Annotated in this window: 20 protein-coding genes; 9 read left to right on the top strand and 11 right to left on the bottom strand. The window is 59.0% G+C overall.

The window, feature by feature from the left end; all coding sequences use genetic code 11:
- Positions 1 to 50 precede the first annotated feature (50 nt).
- The 4 genes from ACSQ36_RS24400 to xylA all read right to left on the bottom strand — a co-directional run bounded on the left by ACSQ36_RS24400 (position 51) and on the right by xylA (position 5,500).
- Entirely contained in the window at positions 51 to 1,250 is a 1,200-nt protein-coding gene (locus ACSQ36_RS24400) for a sugar ABC transporter permease (RefSeq protein WP_436183906.1), read from the bottom strand.
- Positions 1,247 to 2,803 (bottom strand): D-xylose ABC transporter ATP-binding protein, encoded by a 1,557-nt coding sequence (gene xylG / locus ACSQ36_RS24395; protein WP_436183905.1) that lies wholly within the window; start codon positions 2,801 to 2,803, stop codon positions 1,247 to 1,249. The genes ACSQ36_RS24400 and xylG overlap by 4 nt, the downstream gene beginning before the upstream one ends.
- Positions 2,804 to 2,899: 96 nt before the next feature.
- Positions 2,900 to 3,928, bottom strand: coding sequence for a D-xylose ABC transporter substrate-binding protein (gene xylF / locus ACSQ36_RS24390; protein ID WP_436183904.1), 1,029 nt, complete (start codon positions 3,926 to 3,928; stop codon positions 2,900 to 2,902).
- Between the two features lie 255 nt (positions 3,929 to 4,183).
- On the bottom strand, positions 4,184 to 5,500 hold the full coding sequence (gene xylA, locus ACSQ36_RS24385; protein WP_213766367.1) for a xylose isomerase: 1,317 nt from the start codon (positions 5,498 to 5,500) through the stop codon (positions 4,184 to 4,186).
- 1,424 nt (positions 5,501 to 6,924) lie between these two features.
- Here xylA and ACSQ36_RS24380 point away from each other — a divergent pair.
- Both ACSQ36_RS24380 and ACSQ36_RS24375 read left to right on the top strand, forming a co-directional pair.
- Entirely contained in the window at positions 6,925 to 8,133 is a 1,209-nt protein-coding gene (locus ACSQ36_RS24380; RefSeq protein ID WP_436183903.1) for a XylR family transcriptional regulator, read from the top strand.
- Positions 8,134 to 8,145: 12 nt separating this feature from the next.
- Positions 8,146 to 9,243: an aldose epimerase family protein gene (locus tag ACSQ36_RS24375; protein ID WP_436183902.1), complete on the top strand. Its 1,098-nt coding sequence runs from the start codon at positions 8,146 to 8,148 to the stop codon at positions 9,241 to 9,243.
- A 16-nt stretch (positions 9,244 to 9,259) separates the two neighbouring features.
- On the opposite strand, the gene ACSQ36_RS24370 is transcribed toward ACSQ36_RS24375, so the two are convergent.
- Both ACSQ36_RS24370 and ACSQ36_RS24365 read right to left on the bottom strand, forming a co-directional pair.
- Complete coding sequence (locus tag ACSQ36_RS24370) at positions 9,260 to 9,628, bottom strand: cupredoxin domain-containing protein (RefSeq protein ID WP_436183901.1); 369 nt, start codon at positions 9,626 to 9,628, stop codon at positions 9,260 to 9,262.
- A 26-nt stretch (positions 9,629 to 9,654) separates the two neighbouring features.
- A complete protein-coding gene (locus tag ACSQ36_RS24365) occupies positions 9,655 to 10,620 on the bottom strand; it encodes a metallophosphoesterase family protein (protein WP_436183900.1) in 966 nt (321 codons plus the stop codon).
- 297 nt (positions 10,621 to 10,917) lie between these two features.
- On the opposite strand from ACSQ36_RS24365, the gene ACSQ36_RS24360 reads away from it, so the two are divergent.
- The 4 genes from ACSQ36_RS24360 to ACSQ36_RS24345 all read left to right on the top strand — a co-directional run bounded on the left by ACSQ36_RS24360 (position 10,918) and on the right by ACSQ36_RS24345 (position 13,850).
- Entirely contained in the window at positions 10,918 to 11,526 is a 609-nt protein-coding gene (locus tag ACSQ36_RS24360) for an RNA polymerase sigma factor (protein ID WP_213766361.1), read from the top strand.
- Entirely contained in the window at positions 11,516 to 12,211 is a 696-nt protein-coding gene (locus ACSQ36_RS24355) for an anti-sigma factor family protein (RefSeq protein ID WP_436183899.1), read from the top strand. The genes ACSQ36_RS24360 and ACSQ36_RS24355 overlap by 11 nt, the downstream gene beginning before the upstream one ends.
- 714 nt (positions 12,212 to 12,925) lie before the next feature.
- Positions 12,926 to 13,288, top strand: a complete 363-nt coding sequence (locus ACSQ36_RS24350) for a hypothetical protein (protein ID WP_436183898.1) — start codon at positions 12,926 to 12,928, stop codon at positions 13,286 to 13,288.
- A gap of 25 nt (positions 13,289 to 13,313) precedes the next feature.
- Positions 13,314 to 13,850 carry a YMGG-like glycine zipper-containing protein gene (locus ACSQ36_RS24345; protein ID WP_213766358.1) on the top strand — a complete coding sequence of 179 codons (537 nt, stop codon included), beginning with the start codon at positions 13,314 to 13,316 and terminating at the stop codon, positions 13,848 to 13,850.
- Between the two features lie 119 nt (positions 13,851 to 13,969).
- Here the strand turns inward: ACSQ36_RS24345 and ACSQ36_RS24340 are convergent, their stop codons facing one another.
- A complete protein-coding gene (locus tag ACSQ36_RS24340; RefSeq protein ID WP_436183897.1) occupies positions 13,970 to 14,200 on the bottom strand; it encodes a hypothetical protein in 231 nt (76 codons plus the stop codon).
- Positions 14,201 to 14,540: 340 nt separating this feature from the next.
- Here ACSQ36_RS24340 and ACSQ36_RS24335 point away from each other — a divergent pair, with 340 nt between their 5' ends.
- A complete protein-coding gene (locus tag ACSQ36_RS24335) occupies positions 14,541 to 15,014 on the top strand; it encodes a hypothetical protein (protein ID WP_213766356.1) in 474 nt (157 codons plus the stop codon).
- 170 nt (positions 15,015 to 15,184) lie between these two features.
- Here the strand turns inward: ACSQ36_RS24335 and ACSQ36_RS24330 are convergent, their stop codons facing one another.
- Positions 15,185 to 16,717 (bottom strand): sensor domain-containing diguanylate cyclase, encoded by a 1,533-nt coding sequence (locus tag ACSQ36_RS24330; RefSeq protein ID WP_436183896.1) that lies wholly within the window; start codon positions 16,715 to 16,717, stop codon positions 15,185 to 15,187.
- Positions 16,718 to 17,220: 503 nt separating this feature from the next.
- On the bottom strand, positions 17,221 to 17,358 hold the full coding sequence (locus ACSQ36_RS24325) for a hypothetical protein (protein ID WP_436183895.1): 138 nt from the start codon (positions 17,356 to 17,358) through the stop codon (positions 17,221 to 17,223).
- Positions 17,359 to 18,115: 757 nt separating this feature from the next.
- On the opposite strand from ACSQ36_RS24325, the gene ACSQ36_RS24320 reads away from it, so the two are divergent.
- A complete protein-coding gene (locus tag ACSQ36_RS24320) occupies positions 18,116 to 18,340 on the top strand; it encodes a hypothetical protein (protein ID WP_436183894.1) in 225 nt (74 codons plus the stop codon).
- Positions 18,341 to 18,754: 414 nt separating this feature from the next.
- On the opposite strand, the gene ACSQ36_RS24315 is transcribed toward ACSQ36_RS24320, so the two are convergent.
- Together ACSQ36_RS24315 and pyrE are read right to left on the bottom strand one after the other, a co-directional pair.
- The gene (locus ACSQ36_RS24315; protein ID WP_213766352.1) at positions 18,755 to 19,150 is read right to left on the bottom strand and encodes a VOC family protein; all 396 of its coding nucleotides are present in this window, start codon (positions 19,148 to 19,150) and stop codon (positions 18,755 to 18,757) included.
- Positions 19,151 to 19,234: 84 nt separating this feature from the next.
- The gene (gene pyrE, locus ACSQ36_RS24310) at positions 19,235 to 19,750 is read right to left on the bottom strand and encodes an orotate phosphoribosyltransferase (RefSeq protein ID WP_213766351.1); all 516 of its coding nucleotides are present in this window, start codon (positions 19,748 to 19,750) and stop codon (positions 19,235 to 19,237) included.
- Positions 19,751 to 20,027: 277 nt separating this feature from the next.
- Here pyrE and ACSQ36_RS24305 point away from each other — a divergent pair, with 277 nt between their 5' ends.
- On the top strand, positions 20,028 to 20,552 hold the full coding sequence (locus ACSQ36_RS24305; RefSeq protein ID WP_436183893.1) for a hypothetical protein: 525 nt from the start codon (positions 20,028 to 20,030) through the stop codon (positions 20,550 to 20,552).
- Positions 20,553 to 20,631: the final 79 nt, after the last annotated feature.

The following is a 20,631-nucleotide window of genomic DNA, read 5'->3' as shown; positions in this document are numbered from 1 at the left end:
GACACTTAAGCGCCGGAAGCACCGTCCGCGGAAACCCTCAGACCCTGACCCTAACGCTGATTGGAGCCCGACACGACATCGATCCACACCGCGAGCACGAGAATCCCGCCCTTCACGATCATCTGCCAATACGAATCGACGTCGAGCATCGACATGCCGTTGTCAAGGCTCGCCATCACCAGCGCCCCGATCAACGCGCCATAGACGGTCCCCGAACCACCGCGCATGGACGTCCCGCCGATAAAGCACGCGGCAATGGCGTCGAGCTCGCCCATCGTCCCCGCCGACGGCGATCCGGCCGCGAGCCGCGCCGTGTTGACCAGCCCGGCAAGCGCGCACATCAGGCCCATCAGCGCGAAGATCATCAGCTTCACGCGGTTCGTATTCACGCCCGACAAACGCGTTGCTTCGAGGTTTGAACCCACTGCATAAATGCGGCGGCCGAACACAGTCTGCGTCGCGACATAGGTGAAAATACCGAGCAACGCCAGCAGTAGCAGCACCGGCACAGGAATGCCGCCGTACTGGTTCAACGTGGTCACGAACGCGACCAGCACCAGCCCCGCCGCCACGATCTTCACGCCGTCCTGCCAAAGCGGCACGACGGCCAGGTTGTAACGCAGACGGTTCTGCCGCTGGCGCACGGTCAGCGTGACAAGCAACGCAAACAGCACGACAGCAAGCGCATTGCCCGCCATGCGCGGCAAATATCCCTGGCCGATAAACACGAGATTGCTGGAGACCGGCGCGATCGTCGAACCGCCGGTCACGCCAAGCAGCACGCCCCGATACGCCAGCATGCCGCCAAGCCCGACAATGAACGACGGCACTCGCAGATAGGTCGACCACCAGCCGTTGAACATGCCGATCGCAATGCCAAGCAGCATCACCGCCGGCACGGTGAACTGGATCGGCCAGTGATGCGAGACATCGAGAATAGCGGCCACGCCGCCGAGCAAACCCAGCAGCGATCCAACCGACAAATCAATCTCGCCCGCGATGATCACGAACACCATGCCGCATGCGAGCATGCCGGTAATCGACATCTGCCGGAGCAGGTTCGACAGGTTGCGTGGCGTGACGAACGCGCCGTCGGTGAGGAAGGAAAAGAAGATCCAGATGACGGTTACCGCCAGCAGCAACGCGAGCAATTTGTAACGCGTGAAAAGCTGCTTGAAGCGCTGACCGGATGTGGTGCTTGCGCCGCCGGTAACGCTGCGTTTGGGCGACGAGGTGACGTCAGGAGTCATGCGACGCTCGCTTGAAAAGAGTTTGTCTGTGGGGTCGCGCGGATGGCCGCTGCCAGGATATGTTCTTGCGTGAGCCCTTCGTTAATAAAGTCGCCGCGCAGTTGGCCCTCGCCTATGACTAGCACGCGGTCGCTCATGCCAAGCACTTCGTTGAGCTCTGACGACACCACGATGATTGACATACCGCGCCGGGCCAACGCGAACATGAGTTTGTAGATCTCGAACTTGGCGCCGACGTCGACGCCCCGCGTGGGTTCATCGAGGATAAGAATGGCTGGATCGGTCAGCAGCATCTTGGTCAGCACGGCTTTCTGCTGATTGCCGCCGGACAGGCTCGCGATAGACAACATCGGCGTGGCGGCACGCACGGAAAGCCGCTTCATCTCGGTATTGATCGTGTCGAGCTCGGCCGCCGAATCAATCCGCCCGCCCTTCGCAAAACGATTCAGCACGGCAAGCGTGATGTTATGTCCCACACCGAGTTGCGGCACGATGCCGTGGCGCTTGCGGTCCTCAGGCACCATGCCGATACCGGCATCGATCGCATTGGCCGGGGTCTTGATCTTGAGGCGCTTGCCGTTCAGATAAACCTCCGCCTCGCTGATGCCCGGGTAAGCGCCGAAGATTGCCTGCATCAGTTCGGTCCGCCCCGCGCCGACCAGCCCGGCAACGCCGAGAATCTCGCCCTTGCGCAGCGAAAACGAGACGTCGTCCACGCGCTTGCGCCGCGAGTTGGTCACATCAAAACAGGTGACGTGGCGTGCCTCGAAAATCACTTCGCCAATGTCGTGCGGCTCGCGCGGGAACAGGTTCTTGATCTCCCGGCCGACCATCATCGCGATGATGCTGTCGGTGCTCAGATCCTTCATGGGCTGCGTGGCGACATGCTTGCCGTCCCGGATCACGGTGATGGTGTCGCAGACTGCTTCCACCTCGTCGAGTTTGTGCGAGATGTACACGCACGCCACGCCGCGCTTCTTCAGGTCGCGCACGATGTCGAGCAAGATGCGGATTTCGCTCGCGGTCAGGGACGAAGAAGGTTCATCCAGGATCAGCAACTTCGCGCGCTTGTTCAACGCCTTGGCAATCTCGATCAGTTGTTGATGGCCACCGCCGTAGTTCATCACAGGTTGAGCCACGTTGATGCCGCTGATGTTCAGTTCACGCAGCAGTTCGTCGGCGCGCTGATACATGGCCGCGTAGTTCATCCGGCCGCCGCTCAACGTGATTTCGTTGCCGAGGAAGATGTTTTCCGCCACCGACAATTGCGGCACCAGCATCAGTTCCTGATGGATGATGACAATGCCGGCATCTTCCGTTTCGCGGATGGTTGATGCCCGTAAAGGCTCACCTTCCCAGAGGATTTCTCCTTCCCACGTGCCGTGCGGATACACCCCGGACAGCACTTTCATCAGCGTCGATTTGCCTGCGCCGTTCTCGCCGCACAAACCCACGCATTCCCCGGGCGAGACCACGAGGTCGATTCCATCGAGCGCCTTCACACCGCCAAACGTCTTGACGATGCCGTGCATTTCCAGCAGCGCGTTTGCCATGCGGTTTTTATCCTGGACAGTGAATCAGCGTGAAGGCCTCATACGCTTAGAGCGTATTTTCAAGGCCCTCACGCCTGGCATGACGCAAAAGGCGTATTAATTTCCCGCCAACTGGGCCTGCGTATAGAAGCCGTCCTTTATCACGGTATCGACATTGCTCTTGGTCAGGAGCGTCGGCTGCAGCAACACGGTGTTGACCTGCTTCATGCCGTTATCATATTTCGCGTTATAGGCCGGTTGCTGCCCTTTCGCCAGGTCCACCGCCAGTTTGGCCGCTTCGCCTGCAATCAGCTTCAGCGGTTTATAGACGGTCATGGTCTGCGTGCCATCCACCAGGCGCTTGACTGCTGCCAGGTCGGCATCCTGCCCGGAGATAGGCACCTTGCCCGCGAGGTGTTGCGCGGCAAGCGCCTGGATCGCGCCGCCGGCCGTGCCGTCATTGGACGCCACGATCGCGTCGATCTTGTTGTCGTTCGCGGTCAGCGCGTCTTCGGTGATGCGCAGCGCGGTCGCGGCGCTCCATTCCGGCACCCATTGCTGGCCGACAACCTTGATGTCGCCGCGATCGATGGCCGGCTTCAGGATCTTCATCTGCCCTGCACGCAGCATCTTCGCGTTGTTGTCGGTCGGTGCGCCGCCGAGCATGAAGTAGTTACCCTTGGGCTGGGCGTTGAACACGCCTTGCGCCTGCATTTCGCCGACCTTTTCGTTGTCGAAGGAGATATAGGCGTCCACATCGGCGTCGAGGATCAGACGGTCGTACGACACCACCTTGATGCCCGCCTTCTTCGCTTCCGCCACTACATTGCCGAGGGTTTTCGAATTGAACGGCACGATCACGATGACATCGACACCCCGCGAGATCAGGTTTTCGATCTGCGATATCTGCCGTTCTTCGCTGGCATCGGCGGATTGCACGGACACCTTGGCGCCCAGCTTCGTGGCGGCGGCGACAAAATAATCGCGGTCACGCGACCAGCGCTCGACCCGCAGGTCGTCAATACAGAAGCCGATTTCAGGCTTGTCCTTGCTCGCATGAGCGAGGGTAGGAAGTACGGACAAACTGGCGAACATCGCTCCACAGACCAGCGATCCCAGCACGGCACGGCGTTTTGCGAACTTCATGTCTCACTCCTTTTTATGGTTGACTAGCCGATGCGTCTTCCTGCGTGGCCGGTCAGGACAACGCATGTGCGAGAGAGGGGACGTCGGCGGAATCTACTGCTTGCGCCGCGAATCGATGTTCGCGGTCGTCGGTTTTGCGGGTGGGTCGTCTCTTTATTTTGTCGTTAGCTTGGGCCCTTGATCGCCTTGGATGCAATTGCGAAATCAGCCGGGCCGCTTAATGATTTTCGATGCGGGTTTCCGCGAATAAGCACATCACTTATAGATCGCCCTGTTCACGATATTTTCAAGCTGCTCCTGTTGTCCGCTCACATGCTGAGGGTTAACACGACGTCCAAGCGCATCGATAGCCAGCGACTCCAGAGAGTAACCGCCCGAGAGTATCTTGCGGCCAAATTCTGTGTCCCAACCTGCATAACGCTGCGTCTTGAATTCGGCAAGCTTGTCGTTCTCGACCAGCGTGGCGGCCCGTTCAAGTGCAATCGCTATCACGTCGATCGCGCCTATGTGCCCAAAGAACAGGTCTTCGGGCGCTACGCTCTGGCGCCGTACCTTCGCATCGAAATTCATGCCGCCGGTGCTGAAGCCGCCGTGCCGCAGGATTTCATACAGCGCCAGCGTCAGCTCTTCGACGCTGTTTGGAAACTGGTCAGTGTCCCAGCCGTTTTGCGGATCGCCGCGATTTGCATCGACACTGCCGAAGATACCTAGCGCGTATGCAGTCGCAATTTCATGGTGGAACGAATGTCCCGCCAGCGTTGCATGATTCGCTTCAATGTTTACGCGGATTTCATTTTGCAAACCGAACTGTGCGAGAAAACCGTGGACTGTCGCTACGTCGTAGTCGTACTGGTGCTTGGTCGGTTCTTGCGGTTTCGGCTCGATCAGCAACGCGCCTTTGAAACCCGTCTTGTGTTTGTGCTCCACCACCATGTTAAGGAAACGTCCGAGCTGATCCCGTTCGCGCTTGAGATCGGTATTGAGCAGCGTGTCGTAACCTTCGCGACCGCCCCACAACACATAGTTTTCGCCGCCAAGCCGATGCGTGGCCTCAAGCGCCTGGAACACCTGCGTGGCCGCGAACGCAAACACTTCGGGGTTTGGATTGGTCGCGGCTCCTGCTGCGTAGCGCGGGTGCGAGAACAGGTTCGCCGTACCCCATAACAGCTTGATGCCGGTCTCCTCCTGCTTGGCCGCCAGATAGTCCGTGACGCCTTTGAAGTTGTTGACGTAGTGTTTGATGCTGTCGCCTTCGGGTGACACGTCCGTGTCATGGAAGGTGTAATACGGCGCGCCCAGTTTCGAGAAGAATTCGAACGCCGCGTCGGCTTTCAGATGGGCGCGTTCGATAGCGTCGCCGGGTTGCTGCCACGGACGGTGAAACGTGCCTTGGCCGAACATGTCCACGCCCGGCCAGACGAACGTATGCCAGTAGCAGACGGCCAGCCGCAAGTGATCCTCCATGCGCTTGCCGAGCACCAGTTTGTCGGGGTCGTAATGGCGATAAGCAAAGGGGTTATCCGACTGGGGGCCTTCGTAACGCACGGCGGGCAAATGTTCGAAATATGACATGGGCGTCTCCTTCTTTTTAATGTGTCACCATGCTGCCAGCATCGTCGCGGACCGGGCAATTGCGAAATCCGCCAGCGCTTATGGTGTTTCTTGAGGTTGGAGGTTAGCGGGAGGGGGGGCGTTCGCACTTGGGGTTTGGTGGGCTATGGTGGGGTGGTGGGTTCCCGGGGGTTAGTGGTCAGGGTTAATGCCGGGGTGGTCGGTTCTGGGTTAGCGGTCGGAGTCAGTGCCGGGTTGCTGCTTTCGGCCGTGGTGGTTTGCGAGAGTTGGATTTTCTCTTTATCACTATTAGCCACTGTGCGTGGCGGCACGTCATTTCTTTGTCCAAAGCGACAAAGAAACGAAGCAAAGAAAACGCTTTTAAACCACGCTACCCTAAGTGTCCACAGCGTGCAGTTTTCATTCATGGGTGCCCCAAAAGCACGGTGCTCGCCAGAGCCACGGATGTTTGAACCCCTCCTTCTCGCGAATCCTGACACGAACACGCTTCGCCCCGTACGCTCTCGGGCAAGCACCATTGCCAAGGAACCACACGCTTCGCCACCAGTGATTGAACCTGCCCAAGGAGCACCCCTCGCTATCCGCGGACACCAACCACCAACTATGTGCGCACCTCGAACCACGTCGCTAACCCACCGAGAAACCAGGTCGCGAAAATGCGGGCGGCCGTAACCGACGAAAATGGCTGTACAGAACGCGCAGCCAATTCACAAAAACTGAAGCAGTAAACACGAACACGCACCAAGCTGTGGCCTATGAATACGGTCGCATGGACCAGGTAGCTAACCTGTCAAAAAACCGCAGCCGTAAATACCCGTGAGGCGGTGCGGGTTCCTTAGCAATTGTGCTTGCCCGAGAGCGTACGGGGCGAAGCGTGTTCGTGTCAGGATTCGCGAGAAGGAGGGGTTCAAACATCGGTGGTTCTGGCGAGCACCGTGCTTTTGGGGCACCTATGAATAGAAACTGCACGCTGTGGACACTTAGGGTAGAGCGGTTAAAGCGCTTTCTTTGCTTCGTTTCTTTGTCGCTTTGGACAAAGAAATGACGTGCCGCCACGCACAGTGGCTAATAGTGATCAAGAGAAAATCCAACTCTTGCAGACCACTAAGGCCGAAAGCACCAACCCGGCAATGAACCCGACCGACCACTAACCCCGGAACCGACCAACCCAGCACTAACCCCGACCGCCAACCCCAGAACCCACCATACCCCCCAAAAATCAACGCCCAAACCCCGAGTGCGAACGAACACCCCTACCCAATTTCGTAACACCACTAAGTGAAAATCAGGCTGGCGGTTCCCCGACGCACGGGCCTAAAATCAGCAAACGCTAAAAAGACCCCATAAAAAAACAGGCGCATATTGCGCCGCAACAGAGACGATGGACATATCGCGGCCAGCGGCATGCATCCATACGGAGTTCGATGACACGACCACAGACCGCTCAGGCTTCACACCGGATCGCGCTGCTGTTCAACGCGAACAAAGTGTATGACCGCGAGGTGATTACCGGCATCGGCAACTATTTGCTGTCCACGCGCGTCGCATGGGATCTCTTCCTGGAGGAAGATTTCCGCTGCCGGCTGAATGGCATTGAACGCTTCGAAGGCGACGGCATCATCGCGGATTTCGACGATCCAGCAGTGGCCGAAGCATTGGGAGATTCCCAACTGCCCGTGGTCGCCGTAGGTTCGTCTTATGCGGACCCGACATGTTATCCAGCCAGGCTGCCCTATATCGCAACCGACAACACCAAGCTGATGTCGCTTGCGTACACGCATCTGATCGGTGCGGGCTTGCAACGTTTCGCGCTTTATAGCCTGCCTGAAGCGCCGGAAAACCGCTGGGCACAAGAGCGTGAACTGGCCTTCAAGACGCTGCTCGCAGCCGATGGGCTGGAGGCAGATATCCATCGCGGCCTGCCGACCAGCGCGCCGGTCTGGAGCCAGGCAAGCGCACAACTGACCTCATGGCTCGAGAGCTTGCCGAAGCCCGTCGGCGTGATCGCCGTGACCGATGCCCGCGCACGGCATCTGCTGCAGGCGTGCCTCATCTCGGGTATTCCCGTACCTGAGCAAGTGGCCATCATTGGCATCGACAACGATCCGCTGACCCGCTCGCTCACCCGCATTCCGCTCTCTTCCGTGATTCAGGGAACCGAGGAAATGGGCCGTACAGCGGCTCATTTGCTGCACCAGATGCTGGGTGGCGCACGCTTTCACGGCAGACGCATCCTCGTGCCGCCGGTGGGCATCAACGTGCTCGAATCGACTCGCCATCAACCGGTGTCGAGTCCCTATGTCATGCGTGCGCGCCATTACATCCGGCAATACGGATGCCAGGGCATCAAGACCGAACAAGTGGCCGATTACGTGGGCGTATCGCGCTCGTCGCTGGAGGATCACTTCCGCCGCGAACTCGGTTGCACCGTGCATCAGGAGATACTGAATCACAAACTCGATGTCGCGAAGCAACTCCTCGCCCGTCACGATCTATCCAGCGCCGAAGTCGCCATCCGCTGCGGTTTCACTTCGCTGCAATACATGTACGCCGTGTTCCGCCGCGAGCTGGACTGTACGCCGCGCGAATATCAGGAGCGCCTGGCGGTCGCGCCCTGCGCACAACCCGGCTGATCCCCGCCCTCCATGAGTTTCGCCGAAATTTTCGCCGATATGCCCACCCCTCTCCGCCCAGGCTCTGCGCGCGTAAGTGTCGAACGCTGGGGAGAGTTGCCCGGCGGCGATGTTGCGCGCCTGTTCACGCTGCGCAATGTGCACGGCATGCGCGTCGCAATCAGCGATCTCGGTGCAACGCTGGTCTCGTGGAATACCGCCGATCGCGCGGGACGCGTGGCAGATGTCCTGCTGGGACACGACACGCCCGCCGAATATTTCGCCGGCCATGCTTATCTGGGCGGTGTGATCGGACGCTGGGCAAACCGCATCGAAAACGCGCGCTTCGCGCTCGACAACGTCGCGTATTCGCTCGATCGCAACGAGGGCGACAACTTGCTGCATGGCGGTGCGGCAGGATTTCATCGGGCGCTGTGGGACGCACGGGAAGTGGACGGCGCACTGGTCCTCACGCATGAATCGCCAGAAGGCGACGCGGGGTTTCCAGGCAATGTGTCCACTACATTGCGCTATACGCTCGACGACGACGGCACCTTGACGCTCGCGTATGAAGCCGTATCGGATGCACCTACGCCGCTGAACCTGACGAACCATGCCTGCTTCAATCTGTCCGGCGACGAAACCGCCGATATCCGCGGCCACGTCATTTCCATCGATGCCGACACGTTCTTCGAAGTCGACGCCGCCCTGATCCCCGAAGGCCGCGCTCAGGTCGCGGGCCATGCGTTCGATTTTCGCGCGAGCGCTCCGCTCGGCGCACGGCTCGACTGGCCGCACGACCAGCTCGCGCGTGCGGGCGGTTTCGACCATTGCTATGTCGTAGGCGAAAGCGGCAAAACGCTCAAGCCGGTGGTACGGCTTTACGACCCCGGCAGTGGCCGCGAGTTGACAATGGGAACCAATGCACCCGGCGTGCAGTTTTATACCGGCAATCATCTGGACGGCATCGTGGGACGGCACGGACAGCGTTACGGCAAACACGCCGGCCTGTGTCTCCAGGCCGGCGCGTTCCCAAACCAGGTCAACATGGCGGACGCGGGAAGCGTGATCGTGCGCCCCGGTGAACCGTACCGGCAGGTCACGTGGTATCGGCTGGGTCTGCAGCAATAGCCCGTAGTAGTCCCTTCTATTTCACAACAATCGTGCCCGTCATGTGCGGATGGATCGAACAAAAATACTTGTACGTGCCGGGCTTCGGGAACGTCTGTGAAAACTGCTCCCCGGAATCTAGCGGCGCCGACTTAAATTCGCGCGGCGTTGCATCGTTGACGATGGTATGAGGCATGTCGTCATGGTTCTCCCAGGTCACGGTCGACCCTGCTGAAACGGACAACTGAGCAGGACTAAACGAGAAGTTGTCGATCACTACGATAGCCGCCGGCTTCGCCTCGGCGGCGAATGCGGGCGCAGCCGCCAGCGCCGTTGCAAAGGATACGGCGACCAGCGTTTTGGCAGCGGACTTCGCTACCCATGCACGCCGAATATCAGACATCATCGTTCTCCGCTTGTTCAAGATGGCGCTCATACGCTGAGCCGCGTATCGACAATGGCCAGGTCAGCTTTGCCTGGAACATAGTTGACTGTGCGCACCCCGAGCATCTTGCGTAGCGTGTCCGCCGGGACCTTCATCGGACCGGGACCTGCTGCCGTGCCCGGTGCGGGTTGCGGAAAAGCGGTCGACAACGCGGAGTAAAAATTGATCTCACCTTCAACTTTTTGTGCGACCTGATGCACATGGCCGTTGAGCACCGTGACCGAGCCGAAACGCTTCATCAGGCTCAGCGCCTGCGCGCTGTCGTCGGTGCCCCAGCCCCATTGCGGATACAAAGACCAGAGGGGGATATGCGCGAACACCACCAGCGGCGTGCTGCTCGTGCGCGCGTGCAGGTCTTGCTTCAGCCACGCTAGCTGTTCGTCGCCGAGAAAACCCAGGCCGCCGCCACGCAGATCCAGCACGTTGGTCAAGCCGACGAAATGCACCCCGCCTTGATCGAAGCTGTACCACTTGGGGTCCGCGGGTTTGGCGAAGCGCTCGAAATATGAACCGCCGTCATCGACGAGCACGTCGTGTTCGCCCGGTACGTAGTGCACATCGAGCCCGGCGCTCTGGACGATCTGCGTGGCGGTGTCGAACTCGCCGGGCTTGGACAGGTGGCTGATGTCGCCGGTATGGATGATGAACCTGGGCTTCTCCGAGCTAGTGCGGATCTCGTCGACGGCTTCCTGCAAGGTGCTTGCCGGATCGAGGTTCGGGTCCTTGCTGAAGCCGATATGACTGTCGCTGATCTGCACGAAGCTGAACGCATGACGGTCGATTTCGGCAGCCTCTGCGGTGCCCCCTATCAGCTTTGATCCCGGCACGCCGCCGTTCAGGGTCCACAGCATGCCTGCACCGGCCCATGCCATGCACGTCAGTGCGGTGCGCCGTCTGGCGCCGTGTTCCGTGAGGGGGTCGGGCGGGAGGATTTTTTTGTCGAGGTCGGACATGAACGGCTCCTGATGGATGGGTGTGCAAAACGGGTATGCACGTGGCTATGCATTGGCCCATGCCCATCAAACTCAGAGGTCCAGCGCTTTATTCCTGGTCAATTTTTTCGCCAAACTCGCATAATCGGGAATAAATCAGGTAGTTGACCGGTAAGTACAGTCGAGAGCCGGCGTCTTGAATTGCGGTATTGCGGACCGACCGGCGACCCGTCATGCGCGTCGGCGCGTAGCGCACGTTTGCACGTTCCGCGCGTTCCACAGGTTCCGCGGCAACACCGCTTGCCAGGGAGAGTACCGATGGCGAAGCACTCGCCGAATCGCTTCGATGCGGTGATGCTGCCGCATCTGGACGCGGCGTATAACCTTGCCCGCTGGTTGAGTGGCAATCCCACGGACGCCGACGACGTCGTGCAGGAAGCCTTCCTGAGAGCCTTCCGTTTCTTCGATAGTTACGAGGGCGACAATCCGCGCGCCTGGCTGCTGGCGATCGTGCGCAACACGTGGTTCACCGAATGGCGCAGGCAACATAACCGCGTGGATGCCACGCCGTACGACGATTCGCTCAACGTCGACGATCAACTCCCCGGCTGGGCCGATGAAAGCGGCGACGATCCGGAAAAGCTCGCGGTGCGTCAGGACGAAACCGAACTTGTGCATCGGGCGTTGGCTACGTTGCCGGTTGAATATCGTGAGGTGATCGTCTTGCGTGAACTGGAAGACATGAGCTACAGGGACGTAGCGGCCGTGGCGGGCATCCCGCTGGGCACAGTCATGTCACGGCTTTCGCGCGCGCGCCGCCTGTTGTGCGCGGCTGTACGGGCGGCGCAGGGCGGCTCGGAACAGCAGGCGATCCGCCTGGTCAAAACACCACCCGCCGGTCCAGAGGAGTCCAAGCGTGGAAACTAAATCCAACTCATCGCTCGCGGGGAAACTGCGCGACGGGTCGCTTTATGAACGGGCCCCTGAATCCTTGCGCGCGCAGGTGCAAGCCCGGTTGAAAGCAGAAACGGCCAGGAAAAGTCCATCGCCTTGGAACGGGTTGTGGCGCATGGCGGGATTGCCGTTCATCGGCGGGGGAATCGCGGGGATCGGCTTGTGCTCGCTGGTCTTCATGACGCTGCTCTGGACCCGGCAACCGCCCCGTGGCAGTGACCTGCAACAGGAGATCGTTTCAAGCCATGTACGGGCACTGATGTCGGCGCGCACGATGGATGTGTTGTCGAGCGACCAGCACACGGTGAAGCCCTGGTTCAATGGACGTATTGACTATGCGCCACCCGTGGTCGATCCCCAGGCGCAAGGCTTTCCGCTGGTCGGCGGGCGGCTCGATTACGTGGATCATCGCCCCGTTGCCGTCATGATCTACCGGTATCTGAAACATCCGATCGACTTGTACGTCTACCCTGATGATCGTGGCAAAAGCGATGGCAGAAGCGCTCCGTCGTCCACGCCTCTGATCACGCAATCCGACGATGGTTACTCGCTGGTCGAGTGGCGTCAGGACGGCATGGTGTATTGGGCCATCAGCGATGCATCGCCGGTCTACATCAAGCGGTTCGCCGAAGCGATCAGAGCTGAAACGCGGCAATAACCGGAAGCGGACGGCCTGAGCCCGTGGTCCGCGGTTCATTTGTCCGCGGACCACGGGCCGGCGTGATGGTCCGCATCATGGCCTGGCCCGGACCGCTGCTACACTTGCGCTTTTATTCTGACCTCGCCGCTTCCTTGTCGCGTTCCACTGCCGGCCACCGTTTTTTAACGGCGCTACATCGCCTTGCGGTTCTGCTTCGCTTGCAGCCGGGTCAGATGCAACGTCAACACGTTCTCTTCCATCGCCATTCGCACCGACACTTGCTCGCGAATAACCGCTGGTTGCACGAGCAACTATTCATAGACACCTGCTCTTGTGCCTGAAGACAATTCGGCGTCTCATGTAAACAACACTGCACCTGGAATTATCGGGCGAATTGATCGTTTTCAATCCTGAGACCCTGCTTCGGGCACTTGGCGGCGAATGCATGCATTCGCCGCCAAGTGCCCGGAATTACAGGCGATTTTCGAACGATTCTCGTAAAATATATTACTTTATACTGTCAATTTTCTTTCTAATAGACACGTTCACTGCAGTTTTGTAACGATCGGAAAAATGGCGAGTAACGTCTGTAATGGCGCTTCGTGGTCAACTGAATTAGCGTTCAGGTGTGCTCCTTTTAATGCAGCAGATCGCGGGGCGGTGCGATATCTGCTTACCGCTTACGGTAAAGAATCGGGGAGCGTATCGTCAAACCAGGTTGGGAGAAATGTCGTGAAACGCCTGAATTCTTGCTTGCCGCTGGCGGCGGTCGCAGTCGCCGCAGCCTGTCTCTGCGGGCCGGCAAATGCTGCACGTGTTTTTGTTGGGGTGGGCGTGGGTGTGCCTTATTACTATCCGGTTGCACCTGTTCCGTATTACTACCCCTATCCTCCGGTCGTGGCTGTACCGGCACCGCCACCGGTCAACTATGTCGAACAGGGACAAGCGCAGGGTCCGGGGCCGTCGGCCGATGCCTCCGGACAGCAGGGTGGTTCCTGGTACTACTGCGATGCATCGAAAGCGTACTACCCGTATGTGAAGGACTGCCCGTCCGGCTGGCGTCCCGTGGCGCCGCAGCCAGGCAACTCTCAGTAATCCTTGAATGGAAGATCAAAGCGTCATGAAGTATCCAAGACTTGCATTACTCGTTTCAATGGGGGTTTCGCTGGGCATTCTTGGCGGGTGCGCCGTAGTGCCGTCGGGACCGAGCGTGATGGCCCTTCCTGGCACTGGCAAGACTTTTGACCAGTTCCGCGCGGATGACGGTTCGTGTCGCCAGTTTGCGTATGGGCAGGTGGGCGGCGAGTCGGCCAATCAGGCCACGACCAACAGCGCGGTGGGCAGTGCAGTGGTCGGTACGGCGTTGGGCGCCGCGGCAGGTGCGGCGTTCGGTGGCGGTTCGGGCGCAGCTATTGGTGCCGGCGCTGGCTTGCTGGGCGGCAGTTTGTTTGGTGCGACCAATGCGCAAGGTTCGGCGTATGACGTGCAGCGACGCTATGACTACGCGTATCTGCAGTGCATGTATGCGAACGGCAACCGCGTGCCAATGCGCGGCCGGATGATGAGCGCACCGCCGCCGCAAGGCGTTTATTCGACGCAGCCGCCTCCTCCGCCACCGCCGCCCGGAATGCCGCCTCCTCCGCCGCCGGGGTATTGAAGAAGGCGCGCTTTCGTTGGTTTCGTTCGCACCCGGCCAAAGGGTTCAGTTGGAGGAGTGCGAACGAAAAACCTATCCATGCGTATGGATTGAGTCGTTGATTGTGCGCGCGCAATCAATTACTGCCGGTGCCCGGCGCTGCTTCGCTTCGGCGAGCGTCCGGTGACTCGTCGGCGCGACAACAACACCGATCCCATTGGCCGCCGCTCCCGGTCAACCACGGCCGCTGGAATCGTCATATCGCCAATAATCAGCCCTTCCCCGTTCGACGCATAGCCGCTAAGCCTCCCTTGCATCAGCCGAGAATCAATCTCGCCGAGATCCGTCACCGTGTACCGCGTATGCACCACACGCTCACGCCTGGTTAAAGCCAATCTGCATCGCATTCAACGCAAGCTGGTAACGCTTCGTGCGCGGATGCTTCTTCACATACCTCAGCTTTTCAAGCGTGTAGGTCATCCGCTGCGCTGAACTCCTGGTGATCGACTTAGCCACCGCCATCCCGGCAACGTCATCGTGTTTCACTGCGGCCGGGGTACAAGCAAGTAGCGCCAGAGCGCACCCACCTGCAGAAAAAAGACATCCGGGAACCGAAGAAGCGTAAATTCATTGGATAGGTTCCGGCCTGTTGCGTGGATCATGCGACGGGTCAAACGTCGAAGTCGGACAAGTTGTACAGGAGGAGCAGCCATGAACACAAAACAAAGTAAAAAGGGACATCTCGAAGCCGCAGCGTCGCATCACGAGCAGGCCGCGCGATTTCACCGCGAGGCGTCACACCATTTCGAAGCAGGCAAGGACTACGACCACGCCGCCCATCAGGCGGTCATGGCACACGGTTATGCGCTTCACGCCATAGACGAGGCCAACAGCGTCGTCAAACACAACGCCGGTTCGTCGACAGTATTGCCGCCGCCAACGGGTTCCGCTGAACACAGCACGACCGCCGCGCAGCATCACGCAACAGCTGCGGAACTCCATGGGCAAGCGGCACAGCATTTGCGCCACGCAGCCAAACTCTTCGACGATGACCGTAGCGCTGTTGCGCACGATACCCAGTTAGCGTTTTCCCTTGCCGTGCGCGCGCTATCTCACGGGAACGAGGCGGCCAGGCAGCATGTCACGTCAATCCGCGATAAAACCCCAATCACCGGCGCGGCCTGAGCACACGGTTAAACGATGTTGCCGCGAGCAACATAAGGGAAACCATCAGCGCCCTGGCCTCTTCGACCGGAGCCGGCTAAACGAACGCCAGGGCGCGTGCTCATCACTATCAGCCCAAGGATCAGCCCAAGGTCGCGCATTGCATGAAGCCGTGGGCACTTAAATCCGGCCTATGTCGTCACGGCCGCGCCGCCGAATGGCTCGGCCATGCTGGTTTGGTTTCTGCCTGAAGCCTTTGCTCGATACACGGCCTGGTCTGCCGCCTTGATCAACGCGAGCGCGTCGGTTACCTCTTCAGTATCTGTACACGCCACGCCGATGCTCACCGTGATCAACCCATGTTCGCTGCCGTTGTGTTCGATAGCCAGTCCACGCACCGCTGCGTGAATAGCGGCTGCAACTACAGCCGCCGCCGCGCCGTCCGTCTCCGGCAGCAAGACGACGAACTCCTCGCCCCCGAAGCGCGCAGCGATATCGCCCGGCCGCTGGCTGTTACGCGCGATCGCTTGCGCCACGGCGGTCAACGCGTCGTCACCGGCCTGATGACCGTACGTGTCGTTGTAGCTTTTAAACCGGTCAATATCCACGAACAAAAGCGCCAATGGTTTTCCCGAGCGTTTCGATCGGTGCCATTCGAGCATGAGACGATCATCCAGACTGCGCCGGTTACTCAGACCCGTCAGCCCATCGATACGCGTCATGTCGCGCAACTGCTGCTCGACGATCAGCCTGTGCCGGAATTCCACGGAGAGAAGCTGGGCGGCAAACAACATGCCGATGATCAGCAGCGCAGTAACAATGCCGATGTACCACGCCCGGCTCGTCCAGTCCGCAAACACGTAACGGGTCGCGGGCGCAATGATCACAATCATTTTCAGCTTGTCGAACCGGCGAAAGTTGTACAGCCGCTCCTCTCCGTCTTTCCCGGATGTGTCGATGAACGACGTCTCATGCGTCTGCCTGAACCGCTCGAAGTTTTTTCTCCCGCTGAAGTTCTCGTCGACCGGGGTTCCATCGTTCGGATAACGCAGGATCACATGGCCGTCATCCTGCAAGAGCGTAATGGCACCCCCAGGACCAAGCTGGACGCCCGACAGCAGGTTCTGGAAGTAGTCGAGCCGGAAGGCCGCCACCACCACACCGGCGAACGAGCCATCAGGATGGTTCACCCGCCGGCTGAACATGAGATCGACTTCACCGGGATTCAGGCGCGACTGTAGCGGACGGCTGACGAACAGGCCCAGCTTTGGATTGTCGCGATGAACGGTGAACCATGGGCGATCGGACAGATCCACGCTGCGTGGAACCACGCTGGTGGAATCCACAATGATCCTGCCCCTCGAATCAAGGCACAACAACGCGCCTATGTACTGGCTGGCGGTAGCGGATCTATCGAATAGAAGTTCCCGCCTCAGGTGGTCCGGCAGCCGCATGATGTCTGCGTCTTGTGCGCCGTCCACGGCCGCTTGAATGGAGAGGTCCGTGAGTTCGGAGGTGTAGGTGATGTCATGTTCAATGACCCGCGCGAGATTGTCTGCATTCTCGATAGCGCGAGCGGTTGCGTCCTCACGCGCCTGCACCAGGACAGCCAGGGCGAACCCGAGCACGATCACCGAGAAAGCGATGCTGCCTAGACCTATTGCATTCGGATGGCGCGCTAAAGCCGCTCTTAGCCGAAAGAAAATAGTCGTTTTTTTTAACATTCGAAGGCTTCCAACGCTAAGGCGGTATTGTCTGACGCTCTCGGACCCGAGCCGACCCGCGCCTGTTCGCACTTCGCCGATCGCCCCTCCTGCTTGCGGAAAACGGTTTCCCTAAAGGTTTCCCTAAAGCCGCGATCACCCACGCAATCAGTCAATGCCTTGCATGCACGTCCCACCTTTCGATTTTCTTTCCTGTTCCTGGTCTTGTGAGCAGTCCAGCGCTCATTCGTCATGCAATTATTCTATGCGCTCTGGGCTGGCGCGCGATGATCTTTCTTCTTGTACGCGTTTGCCTGTCAAGGCAGTCACTGCGATCCAACGCCGTCAGGCTACGCGTCGCACAGGGCAATGCCAGACGCGGAAAAGCCGTTCCTGCGAAATGCAGAACGGCTTTTTCAAAGACTGTTTAATGCCTTGTTGATGCGCTTTGTTGATGCGGACGCAGCGGATTTAACCGGGCTTCGACGCCATGCCTGCGCATCGATCAGCCGGAAAGCTCCGAATCAATGGCAGCGATTCACCCAATGGTGATGCACCTTCACTTTGTGGCACTCGCGATGATGATACGGCGCAGCGGAGGCCGGAGCGATAGCGCAGAAGCTCGTTGCTACGAGAGCGAGGGTGATGGCAATTTTCTTCATGGTGTTTTCCATAAGTGCGAGGCGGGTAAAAAGTGAAGTAGCTTCACATGGCGAGTCGTGCATTCATGCACAGGTGGTACAGACGCCGACATCGGCGGACAAGTTCAACGGCAGACATCAACCCCGGCGCTCAACGAGCTTTAGCTCGTCGCTTTAGCCCGTCTAACGATCGATGATGCGGTCGGTCAAACATCCCAGGAACCTTCCGGCCGGTCGATGGTTGTCCATCTACTTGCCTATTAACGGCTTGAATGCCGATTTGGATAACAACTTTCTGCAATTTTTTTTGCTCATGGGAATGGGGTTAACTCGGGTCAGGACACGGATTGATGCTCATCAAACTTCAGTTGATATGATTTCGATGTCGGCATTTTGTAATCTATCCGAGTGTTACGGACCCCTTCATTCTTCACCTCGCATGCCAAGTTGCGGCATGCAGCGATAGAAGCATGCGCAAGGTTTGTTCCACGTGTGTCAGGGAGCACTTGTCACGCGGTGTAACGCATGTAAGCAGCCCTGCAATGCATTCGCGGCAAGCACGGCATACACTCAATATGCGTCTTCTCCCAAAGACGCGGTTGTGAGTGATGCAAGTGACTGCAGCTTGGCCCGCCCTCTTGGGTGGGCCGTTTTTTTCTTCACGCTTTGATCCCGTCACTTTGATCACTTTCACGAGCCTTCGCGGCAAGCATGCTATTTCCATCGACCGGATCGCGCGACTGAGCATCACGAGCTGATCAATACAACCGAGTCACACATGAACCGTATCCCGTTTGCCCCGGGCGTCGCCTGTCTGTTGTTCATTTCCTCAGCTTACGCACAGTCCAGTCCGGACACGGCCAACTCGGCCATCGCGCAAAACTTCCAGTACATGAACCATCCGCCCGCGCCGCCGGTTCAAGCCAGCGCACCGGCCGCAACCGGAAGAGGCCATGGGCATCGGCACCAGCAGGCCTCGACCGACACCGACCAGGCTCAATAGCCACGCTTGGGGCAACGCTCGCCATTCTGTGGACGGCAGCGAAACGCTCATTGGTTGTCTGGATTGCGAACGCTGGCGCCCCCGGTTTGAACTCTGATCCTGCGCACGCGCGTTCACAATCCCGTGGGTCGTGTCAGCCATGCAACTGGAGGCAAGGATTTCACCCAAGGAGCCGCGCTCATGCGCGAGACCGGTCAGATCGCATAACAACTTGGCAATGCTAATGGTTAGTTCTACTTTGCCGCAGCAAGTTCACCTGGCTTGACTACGAAGTCCACGGAAGCGCTCGGTGCAGAACTCAAGACCCGGGACAAAGTATTCATGGCAAGCCATCACCGCCGATGACTTCTCCGGCGCATACAACTATTTTTCGGGTAGCGCGGATACTGGGTGAAGGCTTGAGCAAACCAGCCGTCAGGCGACGAGGTGACACACCGCTTCAACGCGATTGCCCGCAGGATCACGGAGGAACGCGGCGTAATAACCTGGATGGTAGTCGGATCGTAATCCTGGAAGTCCATCCGAGCGGCCCCCGGCCACAAGGCCCGCCGCGTGGAATGCGTCGACCTGCCCACGGGAAGCGGCCTTGAAACACCAATGCCGCTTGTTGTCGCCTATCAGGCCCTGATCCAGGTACACCGCGAGATAAGTCGATCCAGCATCCTGCGGCGTGCACCGTTCGCCGTATCCCAGCGCGTGAGGCAAGTCGTACACCTTCGCTGCGCCGAGCACGCTCATGATCGCGTCGTAAAAGCGCCGGGCAATGTCAAGATCGGGAACACCGATAGAAACGTGATCGAGAAGCTGCATGCTCGGGCGCTCAAGGAGGGAGACTCAGGATGACGTGCTCACAGCGCACAGAACCGGGATAGCGCAAGCTTTCAAAGCAAGCCCTTACTGCCCGGCTTCTATCTGCGAGAAGGTATAGAGGGATCTCAATTCAATCCCGATTCCCTCAAGCATTTCCTTGCCGCCGCTTTCACGGTCGATCACGCACAGCGTCAACGAAACCGGCACGCCGTCGGCGCGCAGTTTAGCCACCGCGTCGGAAATTGCGCCGCCGCTCGACACAATATCCTCGACCAGCACCAGCTTGCGTCCGGCCAGCTCGGCGCCTTCCGCATACTTGCAGGTGCCGTACTCTTTCGCTTCCTTGCGGATATACGCGGCGGGCAAGCCAGTCACCTGGCTGAGCATGGTCACGATTGGAATACCGCCCATCTCGAGACCGCCCAATATTTCGGTGCCGGGGGGGATCAGGGGCACCATCGCTTCCGCAATCGCTTTCAGCAATACGGGATCGGATTCGAAGCGATATTTATCGAAGTAGGTGTTGCTGCGCTTGCCTGAACGGAGCAGGAAATCGCCGCTCAACTTGGACACTTCGCGGATTCGCCGGGCAATGGTCATGAATGGTTTCCTCTTACTTTTACCGGGTAACAATTGTTTCGCGGTCGCAAATCTACGCGAAAACTCGCTTTCGCGGAAGCAATTATCCCAGGCGCGGCTTTTCCGACATCGCGTAAAGACAGGGTCCCGCCTGAATTATCCGGCCATCAACGACCTCGATAACGCGCCGCCCGCATGTCCGCCAAAGGCGAAGGGGTACCGCCCTGGACGCACCAGGCGGCGCTAGACTTGGGCCCGCACCCGCTCCCACCCTGTCAGCATAGTCACTGAACCGCCCATGATCACTCTGCAAAAATCCATCGAAATCTATATTCGGGCAAAGGACGGCAATCGCCCGTTTTTGATCACCGACGCATTTACCGCCGATGCCGAACTGACGATGCAAGTGAACACCTCGGAAATCTCGTTCCCGGCTACGGTCAAAGGCGCGAAAGCTATTTCGACTGTTCTGGTGAGCGAATTTGCCCAGCGTTATGAGAACGTCTACACCTTCTGCATCGGCGGTCCGCCCGCCGCCGGATCGTCATTTAGTTGCGACTGGCTTGTTTGTATGTCGGAGAAAAGCACCGGTCTGGCGCGCGTCGGTTTCGGCCGATACGACTGGTTGGCATCGGAAAATTCCGGACAGGTCGGGCAACTTCGAATCACGATAGAAGAGATGACGACATTGCCGCAGGATGCCGTCGAGCCGATCTTGCGATGGGCCGACGCCCTACCGTACCCGTGGTGCCCTCGGGAACAGGTCGGCGGGCGCGCGCCGAAGATCCCGGCGATCGACCGCATCCGGGCCGCGCTTGCCTAACGCATCCGCACGATGAAAGCAGAGTGAAACCGCTTGGGCCGGAATCTCGGGCCCGAACCCACCGAAAGCGTTCGACATG

Origin of the sequence: Caballeronia sp. LjRoot34 (assembly GCF_964253815.1) — a bacterium.
In the GTDB taxonomy this organism is placed as follows: domain Bacteria; phylum Pseudomonadota; class Gammaproteobacteria; order Burkholderiales; family Burkholderiaceae; genus Caballeronia.
This window is presented reverse-complemented; position numbering and strand designations above follow the sequence as displayed.